17 protein-coding genes are annotated in these 18,763 nt (G+C 33.7%); all 17 read left to right on the forward strand.

Annotated features, from left to right (window positions below):
- Positions 1-48 precede the first annotated feature (48 nt).
- The 17 genes from argS (at position 49) to M0M57_RS10725 (ending at position 18,754) form a co-directional block, all read left to right on the forward strand.
- Complete coding sequence (argS, locus tag M0M57_RS16765; protein WP_248433008.1) at positions 49-1,977, forward strand: arginine--tRNA ligase; 1,929 nt, start codon at positions 49-51, stop codon at positions 1,975-1,977.
- Positions 1,978-2,317: 340 nt separating this feature from the next.
- A complete protein-coding gene (locus M0M57_RS10650; protein ID WP_248433009.1) occupies positions 2,318-3,751 on the forward strand; it encodes a GDSL-type esterase/lipase family protein in 1,434 nt (477 codons plus the stop codon).
- Complete coding sequence (locus M0M57_RS10655; protein ID WP_248433010.1) at positions 3,741-5,147, forward strand: LysM peptidoglycan-binding domain-containing protein; 1,407 nt, start codon at positions 3,741-3,743, stop codon at positions 5,145-5,147. Before M0M57_RS10650 ends, M0M57_RS10655 begins: the two co-directional genes overlap by 11 nt.
- On the forward strand, positions 5,144-6,658 hold the full coding sequence (locus M0M57_RS10660) for an MBOAT family O-acyltransferase (RefSeq protein ID WP_248433011.1): 1,515 nt from the start codon (positions 5,144-5,146) through the stop codon (positions 6,656-6,658). Before M0M57_RS10655 ends, M0M57_RS10660 begins: the two co-directional genes overlap by 4 nt.
- 417 nt (positions 6,659-7,075) lie before the next feature.
- Complete coding sequence (locus M0M57_RS10665; RefSeq protein WP_248433012.1) at positions 7,076-7,588, forward strand: outer membrane beta-barrel protein; 513 nt, start codon at positions 7,076-7,078, stop codon at positions 7,586-7,588.
- 13 nt (positions 7,589-7,601) lie between these two features.
- Positions 7,602-8,159 (forward strand): hypothetical protein, encoded by a 558-nt coding sequence (locus M0M57_RS10670; RefSeq protein ID WP_248433013.1) that lies wholly within the window; start codon positions 7,602-7,604, stop codon positions 8,157-8,159.
- A gap of 14 nt (positions 8,160-8,173) precedes the next feature.
- On the forward strand, positions 8,174-8,737 hold the full coding sequence (locus tag M0M57_RS10675; RefSeq protein ID WP_248433014.1) for a hypothetical protein: 564 nt from the start codon (positions 8,174-8,176) through the stop codon (positions 8,735-8,737).
- Positions 8,738-8,753: 16 nt separating this feature from the next.
- Positions 8,754-9,632: a DUF4412 domain-containing protein gene (locus M0M57_RS10680; protein ID WP_248433015.1), complete on the forward strand. Its 879-nt coding sequence runs from the start codon at positions 8,754-8,756 to the stop codon at positions 9,630-9,632.
- Positions 9,633-9,634: 2 nt separating this feature from the next.
- A complete protein-coding gene (locus tag M0M57_RS10685) occupies positions 9,635-10,204 on the forward strand; it encodes a hypothetical protein (RefSeq protein WP_248433016.1) in 570 nt (189 codons plus the stop codon).
- 41 nt (positions 10,205-10,245) lie between these two features.
- Positions 10,246-12,153, forward strand: a complete 1,908-nt coding sequence (locus M0M57_RS10690) for a tail fiber domain-containing protein (protein ID WP_248433017.1) — start codon at positions 10,246-10,248, stop codon at positions 12,151-12,153.
- 5 nt (positions 12,154-12,158) lie between these two features.
- Positions 12,159-12,926 (forward strand): hypothetical protein, encoded by a 768-nt coding sequence (locus M0M57_RS10695; RefSeq protein WP_248433018.1) that lies wholly within the window; start codon positions 12,159-12,161, stop codon positions 12,924-12,926.
- Between the two features lie 10 nt (positions 12,927-12,936).
- The gene (locus M0M57_RS10700) at positions 12,937-13,644 is read left to right on the forward strand and encodes a succinate dehydrogenase assembly factor 2 (protein WP_248433019.1); all 708 of its coding nucleotides are present in this window, start codon (positions 12,937-12,939) and stop codon (positions 13,642-13,644) included.
- Positions 13,635-14,405 (forward strand): hypothetical protein, encoded by a 771-nt coding sequence (locus tag M0M57_RS10705; protein WP_248433020.1) that lies wholly within the window; start codon positions 13,635-13,637, stop codon positions 14,403-14,405. Before M0M57_RS10700 ends, M0M57_RS10705 begins: the two co-directional genes overlap by 10 nt.
- Positions 14,402-15,166, forward strand: coding sequence for a hypothetical protein (locus M0M57_RS10710; RefSeq protein WP_248433021.1), 765 nt, complete (start codon positions 14,402-14,404; stop codon positions 15,164-15,166). The genes M0M57_RS10705 and M0M57_RS10710 overlap by 4 nt, the downstream gene beginning before the upstream one ends.
- Positions 15,167-15,173: 7 nt before the next feature.
- On the forward strand, positions 15,174-15,869 hold the full coding sequence (locus M0M57_RS10715) for a hypothetical protein (protein ID WP_248433022.1): 696 nt from the start codon (positions 15,174-15,176) through the stop codon (positions 15,867-15,869).
- Positions 15,870-16,250: 381 nt separating this feature from the next.
- Positions 16,251-16,871 (forward strand): response regulator, encoded by a 621-nt coding sequence (locus M0M57_RS10720; protein WP_248433023.1) that lies wholly within the window; start codon positions 16,251-16,253, stop codon positions 16,869-16,871.
- A gap of 11 nt (positions 16,872-16,882) precedes the next feature.
- Positions 16,883-18,754 (forward strand): tetratricopeptide repeat-containing sensor histidine kinase, encoded by a 1,872-nt coding sequence (locus tag M0M57_RS10725; protein ID WP_248433024.1) that lies wholly within the window; start codon positions 16,883-16,885, stop codon positions 18,752-18,754.
- Positions 18,755-18,763: the final 9 nt, after the last annotated feature.

Consider the following 18,763-nt stretch of genomic DNA (forward strand, 5'->3'; position numbering starts at 1 on the left):
GTCTTGTTTTTACTTTTATATATCTTTGCAACCTTAAAATATACAATCATGAACGTTGCAAAAATCCTTAACGAGCCCATTAAAGAGGCTGTTTTAAATGTGTTTGAAATAACTGTCGAAAAGATAGAATTTCAAGCAACCCGTAGGGATTTTGAAGGCGACATCACTGTAGTTATTTTTCCTTTATTAAAATTGATAAAAGGAAACCCAATAGAAATTGGAAATAAAATTGGAACCTATTTAGTTGAAAATGTTACTATTGTAGAAAAATTCAACGTTGTTTCCGGTTTTTTAAATATTGTCATTTCAGATGATTATTTCATCAATTTCTTTTCATCGATAAAAAATGATGCGGCTTTCGGATTTGTTCTACAAAACAATTCTGAAAAGGCTGTGATGGTAGAATATTCTTCGCCAAACACCAACAAGCCGTTGCATTTAGGACACATTCGAAACAACTTATTAGGATTTTCGGTAGCCGAAATCATCAAAGCTTCCGGTAAAAAAGTCTATAAAACCCAAATCATTAACGATAGAGGAATTCATATTTGTAAATCAATGTTGGCTTGGCAAAAGTTCGGAAATGGTCAAACACCTGAATCAACCGGTTTGAAAGGGGATAAGTTGGTTGGGAATTATTATGTAAAGTTTGAAAAAGAATTTCAAAGTGAATATACTGAATGGTTTAATAATAGCTCAAATAATAAGTTTATAGATGAGAGCTGTGAGGAATTTTCAAAGAGCAATGATTTTCAAAAGCTGTTAAAGGAAAAGTATGAAGAGGAATTATTGAATAATAATGAGTTTGCTTTATTAAATATTTGTCGTTCAGAGTTTAAGAAGTATTTTAAAAACGAATATTTTAACCAATTTAGTAAAATAGGAGCTGAGGTTCAACAAATGCTGCTCGATTGGGAAGCCGGTAAACCCGAAGTTATCGAACTTTGGAAAACCATGAACAATTGGGTGTATGCCGGTTTTAATGAAACCTATAAAAATTTAGGTGTTGATTTTGACAGTCATTACTACGAATCAAACACTTATTTGTTAGGAAAAGAAGTCGTTCAATTTGGTTTGGATAAAGGAATTTTCGAGAAAGATCCGGACGGTTCAGTTTGGATTGATTTAACCGAAGATGGTTTAGACCGAAAAATTGTGCTTCGTTCAGATGGTACAGCCGTGTATATGACACAAGATATCGGAACCGCCATTCAACGGGTAAAAGATTTCCCTGATGTGGGCGGAATGGTGTATACGGTTGGAAATGAGCAAGATTATCACTTTAAAGTATTGTTTCTTATCCTGAAAAAACTCGGTTTTGATTGGGCAGCAAACCTTTATCATTTGTCGTATGGAATGGTAGAATTGCCTTCCGGAAAAATGAAATCTCGAGAAGGAACTGTCGTAGATGCTGATGATTTAATGATAGAAATGACCGAAACCGCCGCTAAAATTTCACAAGAATTAGGAAAATTAGACGGTTATTCCGATGAGGAAAAACAACGTTTATATAAAATCATCGGATTGGGTGCTTTAAAATATTTTATGTTGAAAGTAGATCCCAAAAAATCAATGCTTTTCAATCCTGAAGAATCTGTTGATTTCGCTGGAAACACCGGACCATTCATTCAATATACGTATGCCCGAATTCAATCGATTTTGCGAAAAGCTAACTTCGATTTTTCTAAAGAAGTAAACGAAATTTCTTTACATCCAAAAGAAAAAGAACTGATGAAATTATTGGAATCTTACCCGGAACTCATTCAAAACGCCGCTCAATCATACAGTCCGGCTTTAGTGGCCAATTATACGTATGAATTGGTAAAAGAATATAATTCGTTCTACCAAGCCGTGCCTATTTTACCGGAAACCAATGAAAACCTGAAAAAATTCAGAGTGCAATTGTCTAAAAAAGTGGGCGAAACCATAAAATCTGCTTTTTCTTTATTAGGAATTGAAGTACCTGAAAGAATGTAAAAAAGCATAAATTTATATATAAAAAGACAGTCAAATATAGGCTGTCTTTTTTGGTTTAGACAGTGATTAAACTCATTGATGTAATTAGTTTTTTAACCACATAGAAACATAGATTTTTATGAATAGAGAAAGTCGTTTCACTCAATTATAGAAGAGCATAGCTATGTGAACCCAAAAATTGGGCTATCCCTAACTTTTTATCTATGTTTCTATGTGGTAAAATTTATATAAAAAACAGTGAAAGATAGGCTATCTTTTTTGTTAAGAATTTAATACATTTGCACTCTATTTTTAGGTAGTTGTGGGCAACAAAATTTCTTATTTTTTTCAAACTGTAGCAGTGATTTTTATCTCTGCCGTATGCTTTCTTTTTTTCAAGGAGACACTACCTAAACGTATTTTTTCTGAATCGAAACCATCTGCCAAAAATGTTGTAGTAGATAGTATTTTATTAGAAGCAGTTGCCTTAGATGAAAAAAGCGAAAGCAAAGCTGAAAAAACCGTAGATACTTTCCGCAGAAAAAAAATTGTTTTCGAACAAATTGATGGCATCACTTTTCCACCCGAAGAATATGAACAATACAAAGGGTTTCAGTTTTTAATTCCGTTCTTCGAAAAACTATATTTATTAGAGACTGAACAAAAAGGCGATATCCGAATTGCCTATTTTGGCGATTCCATGACCGATGGCGATATGATTGTACAAGATTTTAGAAATTCACTTCAATCGAAGTACGGTGGAAAAGGAGTGGGATTTGTTTCCATCACTTCCGAATCGGCCGGTTCCAGAAGTTCTGTTTCACATCAATATTCCGGTAATTGGAAAACACAATCGTATCTCAAAGTTAAACGTCCACTCAAACCTTTTGGTGTAAACGGACATGTTTTTTTTGCCAATGACACGCTTTCCAATCCTTGGGTGCAATACAAAGCAGGTCATGGTGTGCATACTTCTGAATTGAATAATCCAACCTTGTTTTATGGAAATTCAGCTAATTATGAAGGAGAACTAATTGTAAAAATTGGAAAAGATACCATTGCAAAAAAACTAAGTCCGGACAAATTGCTCAACACATTAGCGATTTCAAATTCGGCTGTAAAAAGTTTCAAAGCATCTTTCAACGTAGCTGATTCGATTCCGATTTACGGGTTTAATTTTGATGATGGAAAAGGCGTTCACGTGGATAATTTTTCCAACAGAGGGAATTCCGGTTTGCCTATTTCAACGTTTAATGTGAAGTTGATGAACCAATTTCAAGAACGTTTTGACTATGATTTAATCATTTTGCATTACGGAACCAATGTATTGAATTACGGTTCCTACAATTATGATTGGTATGAACGAAGCATGACCCGAGTTGTAAATCATTTAAAACAATGTTTTCCGGGTGTAACCGTTTTGGTAATTTCCACCGCAGACAAAGCCACGAAATATGATTTGGAAATGAAAACCGATTCGGCTGTTGTTCCGTTGACCTTGGCTCAACGAAAATATGCCGTGCAATCAAAAGCAGGCTATTTCAATTTGTTTGAAGCCATGGGTGGAGACGGCTCAATGACCAAATGGGTGGAAGAGGAAGTTCCGGCCTTAGCAGCAAAAGATTATACGCATTTTAATTACAAAGGAGCACAAAAAGTGGCCGGATTGTTGTATCAGCAAATTCAAACAGGTTATGCTCAATACAAAGAAATGCGAAAAAATAGAAAAATAACACCCAATAAAGCGGCTGTAGATTCCGTTTCATCTAAAACGACAACGGCTAATGCTCAATAAATCCCTTTGCTTTCTTTTTGTTTTCATGTTGAATTTTGACGTTTCTGCTCAAACGGATTCGTTGTATGTTGAGGTTGATACAACGCAGGTTGTTATTGCTGTCAATGAAATTACAAACAAAAAAGCACTACATCCCATCTTCGAAAAGATTAAAAAAATTCAAGCCGAAAAAAGCGGAAAAATAAACATCGTTCACATTGGTGATTCGCACATTCAAGCTGATTTTTTTTCAGGAAAATTTCGTCAAAACTTACAACAAAATTTTGGTGACGGCGGTCGCGGATTTGTTTTTCCATACAGTTTAGCCAAAACAAACGGACCAAGTGATATTCGTTTTTCATCGAATGAAGCATGGGAAAGTCAGCGAAATATTTATCCCGATAACGGAAATCCGGTTGGTCTAAGCGGTTTTGCGTTGTTTACCAAAAACAAAGGTTTCGCCATCGAAATGAATGCGAAAAGCAAAGAAAGTGGTTTTTCTAAACTAAAAATTATTACGCCCAACAACCAGAAAATGTTTGAAGTGGCGTTGGCTTCCAAAATCATAAAATTGGAATCGGATATTCCTAAAAACATCGTCCATAAAATTCGAAATGGTGAGAGTTTATCTGTGATTGCAGATAAATATAATGTAACGATTAAATCCATCAAATCGGCAAACGGATTAAAAAACAATAACATCAGAGCGGGAAAAACCTTGAAAATTCCGTCCAATCAAATGGAGAAAAGAGTGGTGGAACGTTCCGAATTTATTCCGCTTGAAACGAAAAAGGAAGAAGGTTTTCATTCGTTTGAATCGGATTCACTTTTACATAAAATCTATCTTATTCCGGCCCTTGACCAAACCGATTTTGCTTTAAATGGATTGGTTTTGGAAAACAATAATCCAGGAATTATTTACCATACCATCGGCGTAAACGGAGCAAAATGTTCGGATTACAACAAATTTCCGCTATTTTTTGAACAGATAAAAACGTTAAATCCTGATTTGGTAATTATCTCATTAGGTACAAATGAAAGTTTTGATAAATTGGTAACAGCCGATTATTTTTTTCAACTGAATTTGATGATGGAATCGATTGTAGCTAAAAATCCTTGGGTTACATTTTTAATTACAACACCACCACCATCACAATTTAAACGAAAATTTCCCAATACATTTGTAGCTGATTATACCAAACAAATTTTAGCTGAAGCAGAAGTGAGAAATTTTGCTGTTTGGGATATGTTTACCAATTTTGGGGGTCTTTTTGGAATCAATCAGCTGGCAAAAGAAGGGTTGATTGCAGCTGATAGAGTACATTATACCAAAGCAGGTTACGAAAAACAAGGCCAATTGTTAACCGAAGCTTTTTTACAGGCTTTACAAAATTATAACACCGAACCAGGCAAGTGATACCGCTTTTTAATTTCAATCAATGGATTGATCAGAACATAGGAAATATCACTTGGGAGCAGGTGCAGAGTTGGTTTGTGTTCGACCCACAAAAGCCATTGTTGTTCAACAGTGCGTTGTTTTTGGGATTGTTCCTTATTTTTTATTTCTTTTATATTCTTACTCAAAAAACACATCGACTTCGAATTGCGTATGTGGTCGCTTTTTCCCTTTTCTTCTACTATAAATCAAGCGGTATTTTCTTTTTACTGATTATTTTTTCGTCGGTGTTGGATTATGCTATTGCGAAATTAATTTATGAAGAAAAGAATAATTTTTACCGAAAATTCTATCTAATCGTCAGTTTGGTTGTGAATTTGGGATTGTTGGGATATTTTAAATATACCAATTTCTTTATTGATAATACTAATTTACTTTTTGATAGAAATTTTGAATTTCAAGATATTATTCTTCCGGTCGGAATTTCGTTTTACACCTTTCAAACCTTGAGTTATACGATTGATGTGTACCGAAAGCAACTCGAACCCACCAAGAGTTTTATGGACTTTTTGTTTTTCGTTTCCTTCTTTCCGCAGTTGGTGGCGGGACCGATTGTTCGTGCGAGTGATTTTATTCCGCAGATTTATAAACGATTAAATCTCACGAAAGAAGAATTTAATGCGGCTTTGTTCTTGATTATTGGTGGTTTGTTAAAGAAAGCCGTGATATCCGATTACATTTCCATCAACTTTGTGGATCGAGTGTTTGATGCACCAAATAGTTACACAGCCTTTGAAAACTTAATGGCTTCGTATGGGTATGCGATTCAAATTTATTGCGACTTTTCCGGATATTCCGACATGGCAATTGGTTTGGCTTTGCTGATGGGATTTTGGTTGCCGCCGAATTTTAGAACACCATACAAATCCGCTTCGGTAACAGAATTTTGGCGACGTTGGCATATTTCTCTTTCCACTTGGTTACGAGATTATTTATACATTTCATTAGGCGGAAACCGCAAAGGAAAATTCAGAACCTATATCAATTTGTTTCTCACGATGTTGTTGGGTGGTTTGTGGCACGGAGCTTCCTGGAAGTTTGTATTTTGGGGCGTTTTACACGGGTTGGCATTAGCCGTAGAACGATTCTTTGGCAATTTTATCAAGTTGCCTAAAAACTATTTCGTGCGAACGATTCAAATTTTCTTGACGTTTCATTTTGTGGCGTTTTGTTGGTTGTTTTTTAGAGCAAAAGATTTTCAAACGGCGTTTCAAATTATGAAAAATATTGGTGAGCTTACCTTTAACCCAAACCAATGGATGATTATTGCTCAGGGATATCAAAATGTTTTTTTATTGATTGCCATTGGTTTTGTGTGGCATTTTCTTCCCAACAATTTTATTAAATTACTTCAAAAAGGTTTTGATGCTACGCCATTAATTGGAAAAGCAGTTGTGTTGGCTTTTGTGTATTGGATTGTGTATGCCACGGCTTCTGCAGGACCGCAACCGTTTATTTATTTTCAGTTTTAAGTTTGTAATGACAGCATCGAGAAGTTGATGTAGGTAAAACAATCAAACTCAGCTACAGTACTAATCTATTCCACAATTAAAATTAAATTGGTGAAAACCCTTTTATAGCGAGGTATCAAAATCGGTGAGAATCTGTTATATCTACCGAATTCATATGCTATATAAAATGTGAATTGTTATAGTTTCCTCTGTGACTTCCCTTGTGTCCACCGCAGTTAAAAACAATTTCCTCAGCCATTCGCTAAGTCTTATTTCTTACTTCCACTTTTTGATTATTTAGGTTTAATCAGTTCATTTTTTTGCCTGATACTTTAAGGCGGATAGGGGAAAACCCTTAGAATAAATTTCAATAATTCCCCTGATAAAGACGATTCATTTTCTACACAACTTTGCCCTATATAATTATAAACATTTAAAATGATGAAAAAATTTATTACAACGTTGTGCTTTGTTTGTTTTACTTCATTAATGGCAACTGCTCAAGAAGATACCAGAATTGGCGGTTTTATTGCCTATGGGTCTGAAATTAAATCAGTGGGAGTTGGTGCGAATGCAGAATTTCCAATTATCAACAACTTAACTATTGCACCTAGTTTTATTTATTATTTACCAAAGGATGAAGATATTATTAAAACAACAATTTTCGAAATTAATGGTAATGCCAATTATTATTTTATGAATGATGATTCCATTGGGTTTTATGGATTGGCAGGTATTAACTACACGAGTGTAAAAGTAGAAGTAGAAGATTTTGGATTTGGATTTGGATTTGGCGGAGCTTCTTCAAGCGAAGGCAAAATTGGTTTAAATCTAGGAGCAGGTGCCAACTTTAACATTGGTAAAAACTGGATGCCATTTGCCGAATTAAAGTATGTATTAAGTGATTATGATCAATTAGTTTTACTAGCAGGAGTGAAGTTTAATTTGTAAAAAAAAATATAGTATGAAAAATGTCCTAACGCTACTTTTAATTTCATTATCGTTTTTGTCTTGTTCTTCAGATGATGATTCAGCACCTAACGGAGAACCATCAGATCCAACACTTACGCACCGCTACACCTATACCGTTTCGGGAAATGGTATTGATAATGTAACATTTACCAAAGAAATTCCATTTGATGAGTATGGTGGAGGAATGGCCTATTTTGAACCTGAAAACAATTACGAAATGGTTTCTGCTTTTCTAGAAAATCGTGACCCTGGTATCAATGTTCATTTTGTTTACATCAATGATGAAATTCAACCTTTGGCACGAAAAGAAATAACTAATCAAGATACTTCTTCACTCTTTGTGGCTTTTGAATATGAGAATGAAAATTATGTTTTAGAAAGTATGTCTGGAACGTGTCAGTCACAATTGCTTGAAATTTTTCCGTTTAGTGGTAGTTCTGGAAAATCGAGTTTTAAAGTTAGTTTTTCAGGAACTTTTGGTATTAGAGGATTTCCTAATGACCCAAGACAATTTCAGATAACCGGCGAAATAGAAGTTTACAACAATTAAAAAAAACATAAAAAATGAAACATTTAAAAAACATATTCTTAGCACTTTTTATCGCATCACTTTTCTCCTCTTGTTCTAGTGATGATGGAGAATCTACCCCTGTTGGAGGAGACCATTCCTATGATATTGACATAACTTCTGGATTTTTATCAGGATCCAACATTTCCGGAGTTGTGCCCAATAGCGATTTTATAGGGTTGTATATTGAGGATACTAGCCAAAACTTAATCAGCTTTCCTATGTCATTATCAGGCCCATCAAACTTTACTTTTGGAGGAGCCATTAACATTGTAAACGGACAAGCTTCAACCTTAAACGACAATTACGACTCCTTAGGTGGTTCTACCCTATTAATTGTTTTTGATAAAGAAGGAGAAACCTATGCTTTTGAAAGCATTTCTGGGACTTGTAGTATAAACAATTTGTCTAAATCACCTGGTGCTTTTGGAACAGGTATTGCCAGTTATACCGTTAATTTTTCAGGAACATTCAGACAAACTAATTCTGATGAAATTAACGTAGAAGACTATCCATTGGTACAAATGTCCGGTGAAGTAATGATCAAGCAAACGCAATAATTTAAATTTTATCTTCATGAAAACCTACAGTCATATCCTATTTCTATTCTTAGCAATTTTTGCTTGTTCGCAAACTGCCGAAGCTCAATTTTTGGATAAACTTCAAAAAAGAGCAGAAGAAAGAGCTCAAAAAAGAGTAGAACAAAAAATTGAACGTCAAGTTGATAAAACAGTTGACAAAACGGTAGATGCTCCTGAAAAAGCGGTGAAAGAAAGTAAAAACAGTAAAAAACCGACTAAAAAGGAAACCAAAAAAGCACCAACGATCGATATGAATGCGATGATGAATGCTTCTGAATCGATTGAAATGCCCGCTTCTTATGATTTTCAAAAAAAGGTGGTTTATGAAATCATTGATGCAACTAGCAAACAAGCCAATCAAATGACGTATTGGTTTGGAGCCAACGAACAAGTTTTTGGTTTAGAAACAGGATATGACATTAACACTTTTATTGTATATGATTTGAGTCAGGAAGCGATGATGATGTTTTCACAAAAAGACAAAAAAGTGCAAGTAATGCCATTAAGTATGTTTGGTGCTATTTATGAAAATGCTGAAAGTGATGAAACGGATTATACATTTAAAAAAGTGCTCGGAAGCAAGAAAATTAATGGATACAATTGTGAAAAATATGTGATGACTTCGGAAACAATCGAAGGCGAATTCTGGTTTACGAAAGAAGTAGATTTCAAAATTGCCGATTTTTCAAAAACATTTCTTTCGATGGCCAAAACATCAAATCAAAAAGTTCCACAAATAAATCCGAATGAAAATGGTTTTATGATGGAAATGAAAGCCAAAGACAAATCGACCAATGCAGTGACACAAATGACTGTAAAAGAATTTTCAAATACAAAAAAGACGATTACAACTTCCACATTTAAAAAATCATAAGAATGAGAATTTTACTAATCACATTACTATCACTATTTATTTCTTGCGGACAATCAAAAACCGAAAAAGCGAACGAAGAAGTGGCTAAATCACTTGGTATTGAGAAAGAAGAATTGGACTCAAAATCGTATTATTCGTTTACTATTCAAGACGGGGAATTAAGCGGAAAAACATTCGTTACCTCAAGCTATGCTCAAACAATGAATGGGTTTAGATACGGTGGCGACTCTAAAATTGAAAAGTTGGAAATTACATTCGTAGATCCGGAACAAGGTAATTCGACTTTTAAAATTAGTTTTAAAAATGAAATAGCCCAACCATTTAGTTCAGCAGAAGGTTCAGAATTTACAGTATCATTTTTGAATGATGGAAAAAAACACACACTTATCTCTAAATCAGGAACTATCAAAGTAAATGAATTTATTGATAACAAAGCTTCGTTTGATGATTCTCGTGGAAGTTTTGCAGATGAACGTCGAATAGAACTTGATTTTGAAGGTGTTTTTGTTGATCAAACTTCAAATGAAGAGGTAAATGTCAATGGGATACTTCAGTTTGTGAGTAATTTTTAATCTTTCCAACAGCAATTGTACAACCCCCAAAAAAGCGTACTATGAAAAACTTATTTTTACTCTATTGTTTACTTCAAATAGGTCTATCTTTTGCACAAGTGGGCATTGGTACTACAAATCCTAACGGTGCGTTAGACATCATTTCAACGAATGATGGATTGCTCGTTCCCAGAGTTGCATTAACAGCCAAAAACGTGGCCACTGTTCAAACACCAACCGTTTCAGAAATTGTTTACAACACGGCTACTTCAGGTGTGGGAGTCAATCAAGTTTTACCGGGATTTTATTATTGGAACGGAACAACTTGGATAGAATTGGGTACTTCAAGATCAGAATGGCAAATTACGGGAAATGCAGGAACAAATAGTAATACGCATTTTATTGGAACAACGGATAATACTGATTTGGTTTTTAAAAGAAATAATATTCAAGCAGGGCTCTTGAACACGTTGAACACATCTTTTGGAGTAAATGCTTCAAGCTCTATTACGACAGGATTTTCCAACAATTCGTTTGGATTAAGTGCTTTAAGTTTTAACACAACTGGAAATCAAAACACAGCAATTGGAATAGGAGCTTTAAATTTTAATGTAGGAAATCATAGAAGTACAGCTATCGGTAATGGTGCGATGAGGTATGCTGATAATAGGACTATAGGTCGTGAAACATATAACACAGCTGTAGGACATTTAGCTTTGTCTGGGAGTGCTACTGCATCAAATAATATTGGTCGATTCAATACTGCAATCGGAGATCAATCCTTGTTTTCTAATACCACAGGAAATTCCAATACCGCTATTGGTTATGATGCTTTATTTACTAATTCAATTGGAAATGCCAATACAGCCATCGGAGTTAGTTCTTTGAGAAATAATACTACAGGCTCAAATAACACCTCTAGTGGATATTATGCCTTACGATCAAATACGACTGCATCAAATAATACTGCCACAGGTTATTTTTCTTTAAACTCATGTACTACAGGAAGTAATAATACAGCTTATGGTGCAAATTCATTAGAGTCCAACATTAGCGGTAGTGCTAATACTGCTATAGGTCTAGCTTCATTAAGAGAAAATACTTCTGGATCAGCAAATACTGCTGTCGGAGTTTCTTCATTGCGAGATAATGTAACAGGTACAAGAAACACCGCAATTGGAAATTTAGCACTTTTTTATAATATTTCGGGAAACCAAAATGTGGCTGTAGGTCAAGATGCTCTAACAAGAAACACAACTGGTTTCAATAATGTTGCAACAGGATTCAGTTCTTCAATGGGAAATTCCACTGGATCTAATAACACTTCTACTGGTACATACTCGCTGGAATCAAGTACTACTGGCAGCAATAATACGGCAAATGGACATCAAGCACTTCAAAGAAATTTAACGGGATCAACTAATACTGCTATTGGGGCATTTGCTTTATCGCTTGTAACAACAGGAAATAATAACGTAGGAGTTGGTTATTTTGCTCAGGTTCCCAATATAAATGCCAACAACCAAGTTCGAATTGGAAATACCGCCATCACCTATGCCGGAATTCAAGTTCCGTGGACGATAACTTCAGACAGACGATGGAAAGAAAACATTTGTCCTACCTCACTTGGTTTGGATTTTATAAATCAGTTAAAACCGGTTTCCTATAATCGTATAAATGACACAAATAAAAATACAGAATACGGTTTTATTGCACAAGAATTACAAGAAACACTTGCTGAATTTGATAGCAACTCAAAAGGAACGGTTTCAAGTGATGATGACGGAATGCTTAGTGTTCGCTACAACGATTTAATCGCTCCGATGGTCAAAGCCATTCAAGAATTGAAGGCAGAAAATGAACTTTTAAAAAGTCAACTAAAAACCAGTAACACGTTCTTATTAGAAAAAATGGAGAAACTGGAACAGCTCCTTCAATCTACTAATTTAACTTCTAAAATTTTAAACTAAAAAAAATGAAAATCAATATAATTACAGCATTTCTAACTTTATTATTATTCTCTTGTTCTAATGACGACAGCTCAGAACCAGTGGTTGAAACGAAATTTTATCCAAAAAAAATAGATTATTTTAGCAAGGATGCACAAGGAGTGGAAACTTTTTATACCTCTACTACTTTTTCGTACAATGAAAATGAGCAGGTAAGTTCCATCAACTATCAAGGTTTTGGGAACATTAATTTCAACTATAATTCAAATGGTCTTCCTAGTAAGATTGTTGTTATATCTTCTGCTGGTGAAGTTGTTAATGATTTTGAATACAATGGAGACAGAATCGTAAGGTTTAAACAAAATGACAATACCTACAATGTAGGTTATAATGCTACAACCAATACCTATTCCTACACAAATCAATCTTCCACTTATTCTTTCACTTTAAACAGTGCAAAAGATTTAACCAAGAGAGTTTGGCTCAACAATTCAAACCAAACCACTATTACCGACCATGACTTCTTTTACAAAAATGATGGTTTTGGTTTTTTGCATGATATAGATTACCCTATAGCATTCTATTTACATTTCATTCATCTAGGATTTGATTTTGATAGTCTTATTTCATTTAAACCACTTGAAAAAATAACAATTATTAATTCAAATTTTGGAAATTATTTTATAGAACACACTAATATCTTAAACGCCGATAATTATGTAATTGAGTCATTATTAACCAGTGATAACAGTGGTGCCGGTACAATAGTGCGTTTTGAATATCAAGAATTATAACATACATCTTATGAAAAACTTTATATTAATTTTACTTATTATTCCTTTTTTAAGTTGCAAAGAATCTACAAACCCTAATGATTCTTCTAATAGTAATTTACAAACTGTCACTAAAGGCTGCAATTGCATCAAAAGTTCTCAAGATCCACTTGATTTTTTTACGGAGGAATTTTTGGCAGATTTGGCAGAACCAGCAATTCCGGTTGTAGAAATACACAAACTCAAAAACTATACTATGTATAAATCACATTGGAAGATTGATGATTCAGTATCATTTTTTAGTGTTGAAGAAATTGAAACGTTGAGCGATTTAAAAAGTAAAAGAAAATCACTTTTTAAAAACAATCCCGATTTAACGATGGTTGAATATATAAAAACGTACTATAAATCGATGACAGAAGAAGAAGTGAAAAAATACGAAGCTCTTTTGGATGAAGAAGCTCAAAAACAAAACAATACCGAGAATGAAGTAGATGAAGAAACCCGAAAAAAATTGCAAAACTCAGCACTTTCTATGCAAAAAGCAGCCTATACTCAAATCGAAAATTTAGGAGATTATGCAGTTTACAACAAAAAATCAAATGACTTGCATGTCGTTTGTGGCGATATTCATTTTCATATAAGAGGACAAGTTGGTCCATGGGGAGAGCATGACAAGGAAAAAGGGCTGGAATTGGCCAAATTAGGAGCAAAGAAAATAATCAATCAATGTCGATAAAAACAGTACCAATAGTGGTTGTAATGATGACAATTTCATCCTTTTTTACTTTTCAAAAAGAGAAAAGCAAAGAAATTGTTTATTCACATGCATTAATTTATCGATATGAAACCTTAACAGAAAAAGGCGAATTCTGGTTATACCACAACCCAAAAACGGGAAGTATCCTTTTTGCTCCAGAGGATGAAATGGTTGATTTTGTTATTTCTGATAAAATGGGCAATTACTACACTTTTGGCAACAACGGTCATGATGAAAAAGTAGTTACCAAACAGCATATCGACTGGATTGCCTCAACCAAAGAAAGCAAAAAAGCAAGTTTACCGCAATCAAATGAGTTCTTTACAGTGGAACCTTTGTCTAAGAAAAGAAGCATTCCTACATCTGAAAACAATCGACAAACAATTGAATGTAAAGGTTTTAAAATGATTTATAATAAAATGATTGGGCAGCAAAATTTATTTTTAACCGAAGATATTCCGCTCAACTCCTATCAGATTTATGGTTTCAACCGATTAAAAGGTGATGTGAAACTTCCGGTTGAACAATTGAATTTGATTGATATTGTATCCCGTAATCAACTTGTGACTCATATTGAAAACGACACTTTTAAGCTGGAATTAGTTGCTTATGAATACAACCCTTATCATATTTTGCCATTAGATTATCAATTTTATATTCAAAACAATAAAGGAAAATGGCAAAAAACAAAATTGCCGTTGCATTTGTTTTTAAATAATTTTTACAAAACATCATTATGAAAAAAATAAAATTTCTAATTTTTTTAAGCATTGCAATGCATTTGCTCTTAACCTCATGCAGTAATGACGATGAAAACCCTAATGAACCTATGCAGACGAGATTAGTGAATAAGGTATCTATGCTGGACCCAACTAATAATGTGGAATATCAAAGCTACAATTTTGAATATAATGAAGATTTTTCGATTAAATCGATTGAATATGTAAACGCTAGTAATACTGTTTTGAGAAGGTATGTTTTTGAATACACTGAGAACAATACGAAAATGAACATACTGTCTGTAACATTGTGTACGCAAACTACTACAGAATTAAATCATCAAGATACGATTTTAACAAGTTTAGTAAATCAGGGTAATACAACTACATTCACTTATGATGAGCAAACCGATATGTACATGTACTCGGGGATGATAGGCAGTTTTGAATATACTTTTTCGTTTGATGAATATAACAATTTATCAAATTATTTCGGAACCAATTACACGTATGACTACTCAAAAAAAGGAATACTATTCAATGTGCCGAACCCAAATAAAACAATGCATTTTTTTTCTAATTACTTACAGGGAGATAGTAATTTGAAATACATTTTTACATCAAAACCACTTACAGAAGTAACGATCGAAGATTATCCTGATGACACTATTTCATTTACAAACGAATATGACAACGAAGGATTTTTGATTAAAACAGTAGCAACAAACATTGGAGGAAACAACAGTGTAACTATGTATGAATTTAACTATAGCTTAAATTAATTTCATTATGAAACCCAAACACTTTTTACTTACATTTTTATTTATTTTGCTTTCTTTTCTATCATCCTGTAGTAAAGATGATGACGAATCGGCAACAGTTGAAATAATAAAGAAGGTACAACGCGTTTTTGCCGTTAATACAGATAACGCACTTCAAAACGAATACCGCTTTCAATACAATGAAGACAACACCATAAAGAGCATTGTTAAGGTCTCTAATCAAATTAGCTTTACAATGCAATTTGAATACACTCCCAATACCATTAGTGCAAAATGGTTTCCTAGCGAAGGGGATGATTCTGAGATTATTATGAGTTTTGAAAATGACATCCTTGTCCATATAAAAGTTAATGATCAAGAATTTCCGGTATCGTTTAATGCAAATACGAATACGTATGGATTGCTTGGCGGGCAACTTTTAATTGATGATGATGGTGATGTTGTATCGTTTACTTCCAATTTTGTTATAGAGTATGATTCCACAAATAAGGGTGCTTTTTATGATGTTTCAAGTCAATATCAGCGTTTGATGGTATTGATTTTGGATGAGACCTTTCTAACGACAATTTTATCAACTAAGCCGGTTAATTCTATTGAAGCTAGCATAAATGGTTTTGAGTTTTCAAACACCTATGATAGTGATGGCTACATCTTAACGGCTAACTCAGGAAGTGTTAGTTTTGACTACCACTATTTTGAGTAGATGACACGCAACTGTATATAAATGCGGAAAAACAGTACCTCAATAAGAATCGAGGTTACACACAACAACATTGGATATCCGTCAATTGATTAGTGACCGGTATAATAAAAAACTAAAAAAAGAAAATGGGGTTTCATACAACCATAAATTGATTGTTAATTGAGTTAGTTTTTTTCATTTTTTGTAAACCGTTAAGTAGGAGTACTTGACGGTTTATTTAATGAAAAAGTAATAGGAATAGCAAGATTTTAAAAAAAACTAAACGTTAAAAAAGAATAGTTATGAAAATAAGTAAGTAAAATTTGATATTTTAGTATAAGTTATAGGTGAATTATTGGAATGTAACTACTTTTATAACTGCTTAACTTAAAACGTAATCAAATGAAAATTTTACTTGCAGACGACCATTTTTTGGTATTGGATGGCTTAGAAGTTCTATTGTCAACCTTTGATTTCGTAGAAGAAACAAATAGAGCTTTAAATTATAATGAACTAAAAAACAATATTGAAAAACAACACTTCGATGTGCTGTTACTCGATATTCATTTTGGTAAACACGATGGCAGAGAAATCATTCAAGAAATTAAAGGGTTACGGCCTGATATGAAAATTATTGCATTAACTAGTCATTCCGATTCGGTAACAATAAAATCATCAATTAATGCAGGTTTTGACGGTTACTTATTAAAAATTGATGGCAGAGAGGAAATTGAAAAGGCACTTAAAGCAGTGACAAACAACGAACGATATTTTAGCACAAAAACACAACAAGTTTTTTTTGAAATGAGCACCACTAAAAATAAAATGGAACTGACTGACCGCGAAAAAGAAATTTTGCAATTAATTGTAGAGGAAAAAACCACCAAGGAAATAGCCGAGCAATTATGCCTGTCAGACAAAACAGTGGAATCGCACCGAAGTAATATTATGATAAAACTCGAAGTAAAAAATATTGCCGGAATGGTAAAAAAAGCGATAATGGAGGGTTTGGTAACCGTTTAAAAACAAATAGTATGAGAGTAAATTTAGTGATTATTTTTTTAGTAGCAATCCTGGTTCAATCCACCGCACAGAATCGTGATAAAAATGTGGATGTAGGTCCCGAGTTTAAGAAACTAATCACTGAATTGGATGAGTGTATTAAAGCAAAAGATCAAAATTGCCTCGAAATTTCAGATAAAATCATAAAAAAGGGTAAAAAAGAAAAGGTGCCGTTTTTAGATTATTTATATTTCAAACGAGCTTTTTATTTCTTCAATCGAAATGAACTTGATTCTACGATGGTTTATAGCCGATTAGCTGTTCAAAACCTTAACCCTGTAGAAAAGCAACGAAGCGATGTAGCTGCTTACAATCTTTTAGCGAATTGTTATTATTTTAAAGGAGAGTTAAATTCTGCCATTACTATCTACCTCAAAATAGCAGCTATTTTAGAAAACGGAGGCAATCAATTACACTTGGGTTATTTATATTCCAACATAGCGACATTACTTGGTCAGACAGGCAACAAAGAAAAACAATTAGACTATTTACATAAGTCTTTTAAACTACTAAAAGAAAGTAATGACGAACGTTTTATTGCAACAGTTGCCAGCAATTTAGGGCTTGCCTACTATCATGCAAAAGATACAGTTAAAACAAATAAATGGGCAAAAGAAGCAGTAGAACTTAGTGAGCTTTCAAATGATTTGGTAGCAAAAACGCAATCCAACTTAACGTTGTCATTAATCCAAAAAGACCTTAATAAATCCCTTGAATATGCAGAACAATCTGTAAAATATGCCGACGAGTTAAAAGACAAAACCCATATGACTTCAGCCTACTACAGATATGCCGACGCTTTAGACAAACTAGGTGAAGGTAAAAAAGCAATAAACTATGCCGAACAAGCGGTCAAATTCGCTGAAGAAATAGGGGATAACCTTACCTTAACAAACGCAGCCGCTACTGCCGGGAAAATCTATTATAATTTGGGACAAAAAGAAAAAGCGGCCGACTTCTATTACACCTACTCAATTTTGAAAGATTCTATTTCTTCTGCCGAAAACGCCAGAGAAATTAATGATATTAACACGAAGTATCAAACCGAGAAGAAAGAAAAGCAAATCATTGAACAAGATTTAAAAATACAAAAGCAACAGTCAAATTTGTTGTACGCTATTTTTGGAGGATTATTATTGTTGTCCATTTTTGGCGGAATTTTTATCTACTACAGAAAATCACAACATCTTAAGCTAAAACAATTTCAACAGGAAAAAGAAAACGCCATTCTAAATTCTTTTATTTTAGGAGAAGAACGAGAAAGAGGTAGAATTTCACATGAGTTACACGATGGAGTTGCAGCAATGATTGGTGCTGCCAAAATGAGCTTGGAATCAATCCCCCATCTTCCAAAGGAAAAGCAAATGCAGCAACTTTCAAAAGTGCAAGGAATTTTAGAACATTCGCACGCAGATATTCGTCACATTGCTCATAATCTTCTTCCAACAGTATTAGAAAAAGAAGGATTAATTCAAGCAACAGAACAATTTGTTTCAGAAATCAACGAAACCAAACTGGTTCATATTGCTGTTACAGACAAAAACAGTCAAGCAAATGAAAACTCAAAGCAATTGCAATTGATGCTTTTCAGAATTATTCAAGAGTTAGTAAACAACATTATCAAGCATTCGCAGGCACAAAATGCAGAAATTGTCTTTAGCAAAATTAACAATGCTTTACAAATCGAAGTGATTGATGATGGTCTGGGATACAGCGACACAATTACCAAAGAAAACCAAGGTTTATATAGTATTTCACAGCGGTTAAAGTCAATTGGCGGAAATTTTAAAATTACAAATGGAAATGCCGGCGGTACAAGAGCTAAGGTTGAATTAAATGTATAGAATACTTAT

Origin of the sequence: Flavobacterium azooxidireducens, from assembly GCF_023195775.1 — a bacterium.
GTDB classification, from domain to species: domain Bacteria; phylum Bacteroidota; class Bacteroidia; order Flavobacteriales; family Flavobacteriaceae; genus Flavobacterium; species Flavobacterium azooxidireducens.

Bases quoted from the DNA above. Each gene is read 5' to 3' on its own strand.
- M0M57_RS10675 (WP_248433014.1), top strand. From the start codon at position 8,174: ATGAAACATTTAAAAAACATATTCTTAGCACTTTTTATCGCATCACTT.
- M0M57_RS10720 (WP_248433023.1), top strand. From the start codon at position 16,251: ATGAAAATTTTACTTGCAGACGACCATTTTTTGGTATTGGATGGCTTA.
- M0M57_RS10685 (WP_248433016.1), top strand. From the start codon at position 9,635: ATGAGAATTTTACTAATCACATTACTATCACTATTTATTTCTTGCGGA.
- M0M57_RS10655 (WP_248433010.1), top strand. From the start codon at position 3,741: ATGCTCAATAAATCCCTTTGCTTTCTTTTTGTTTTCATGTTGAATTTT.
- M0M57_RS10715 (WP_248433022.1), top strand. From the start codon at position 15,174: ATGAAACCCAAACACTTTTTACTTACATTTTTATTTATTTTGCTTTCT.
- M0M57_RS10725 (WP_248433024.1), top strand. From the start codon at position 16,883: ATGAGAGTAAATTTAGTGATTATTTTTTTAGTAGCAATCCTGGTTCAA.
- M0M57_RS10695 (WP_248433018.1), top strand. From the start codon at position 12,159: ATGAAAATCAATATAATTACAGCATTTCTAACTTTATTATTATTCTCT.
- M0M57_RS10670 (WP_248433013.1), top strand. From the start codon at position 7,602: ATGAAAAATGTCCTAACGCTACTTTTAATTTCATTATCGTTTTTGTCT.
- M0M57_RS10690 (WP_248433017.1), top strand. From the start codon at position 10,246: ATGAAAAACTTATTTTTACTCTATTGTTTACTTCAAATAGGTCTATCT.
- M0M57_RS10700 (WP_248433019.1), top strand. From the start codon at position 12,937: ATGAAAAACTTTATATTAATTTTACTTATTATTCCTTTTTTAAGTTGC.
- M0M57_RS10680 (WP_248433015.1), top strand. From the start codon at position 8,754: ATGAAAACCTACAGTCATATCCTATTTCTATTCTTAGCAATTTTTGCT.
- M0M57_RS10705 (WP_248433020.1), top strand. From the start codon at position 13,635: ATGTCGATAAAAACAGTACCAATAGTGGTTGTAATGATGACAATTTCA.
- argS (WP_248433008.1), top strand. From the start codon at position 49: ATGAACGTTGCAAAAATCCTTAACGAGCCCATTAAAGAGGCTGTTTTA.
- M0M57_RS10710 (WP_248433021.1), top strand. From the start codon at position 14,402: ATGAAAAAAATAAAATTTCTAATTTTTTTAAGCATTGCAATGCATTTG.
- M0M57_RS10665 (WP_248433012.1), top strand. From the start codon at position 7,076: ATGATGAAAAAATTTATTACAACGTTGTGCTTTGTTTGTTTTACTTCA.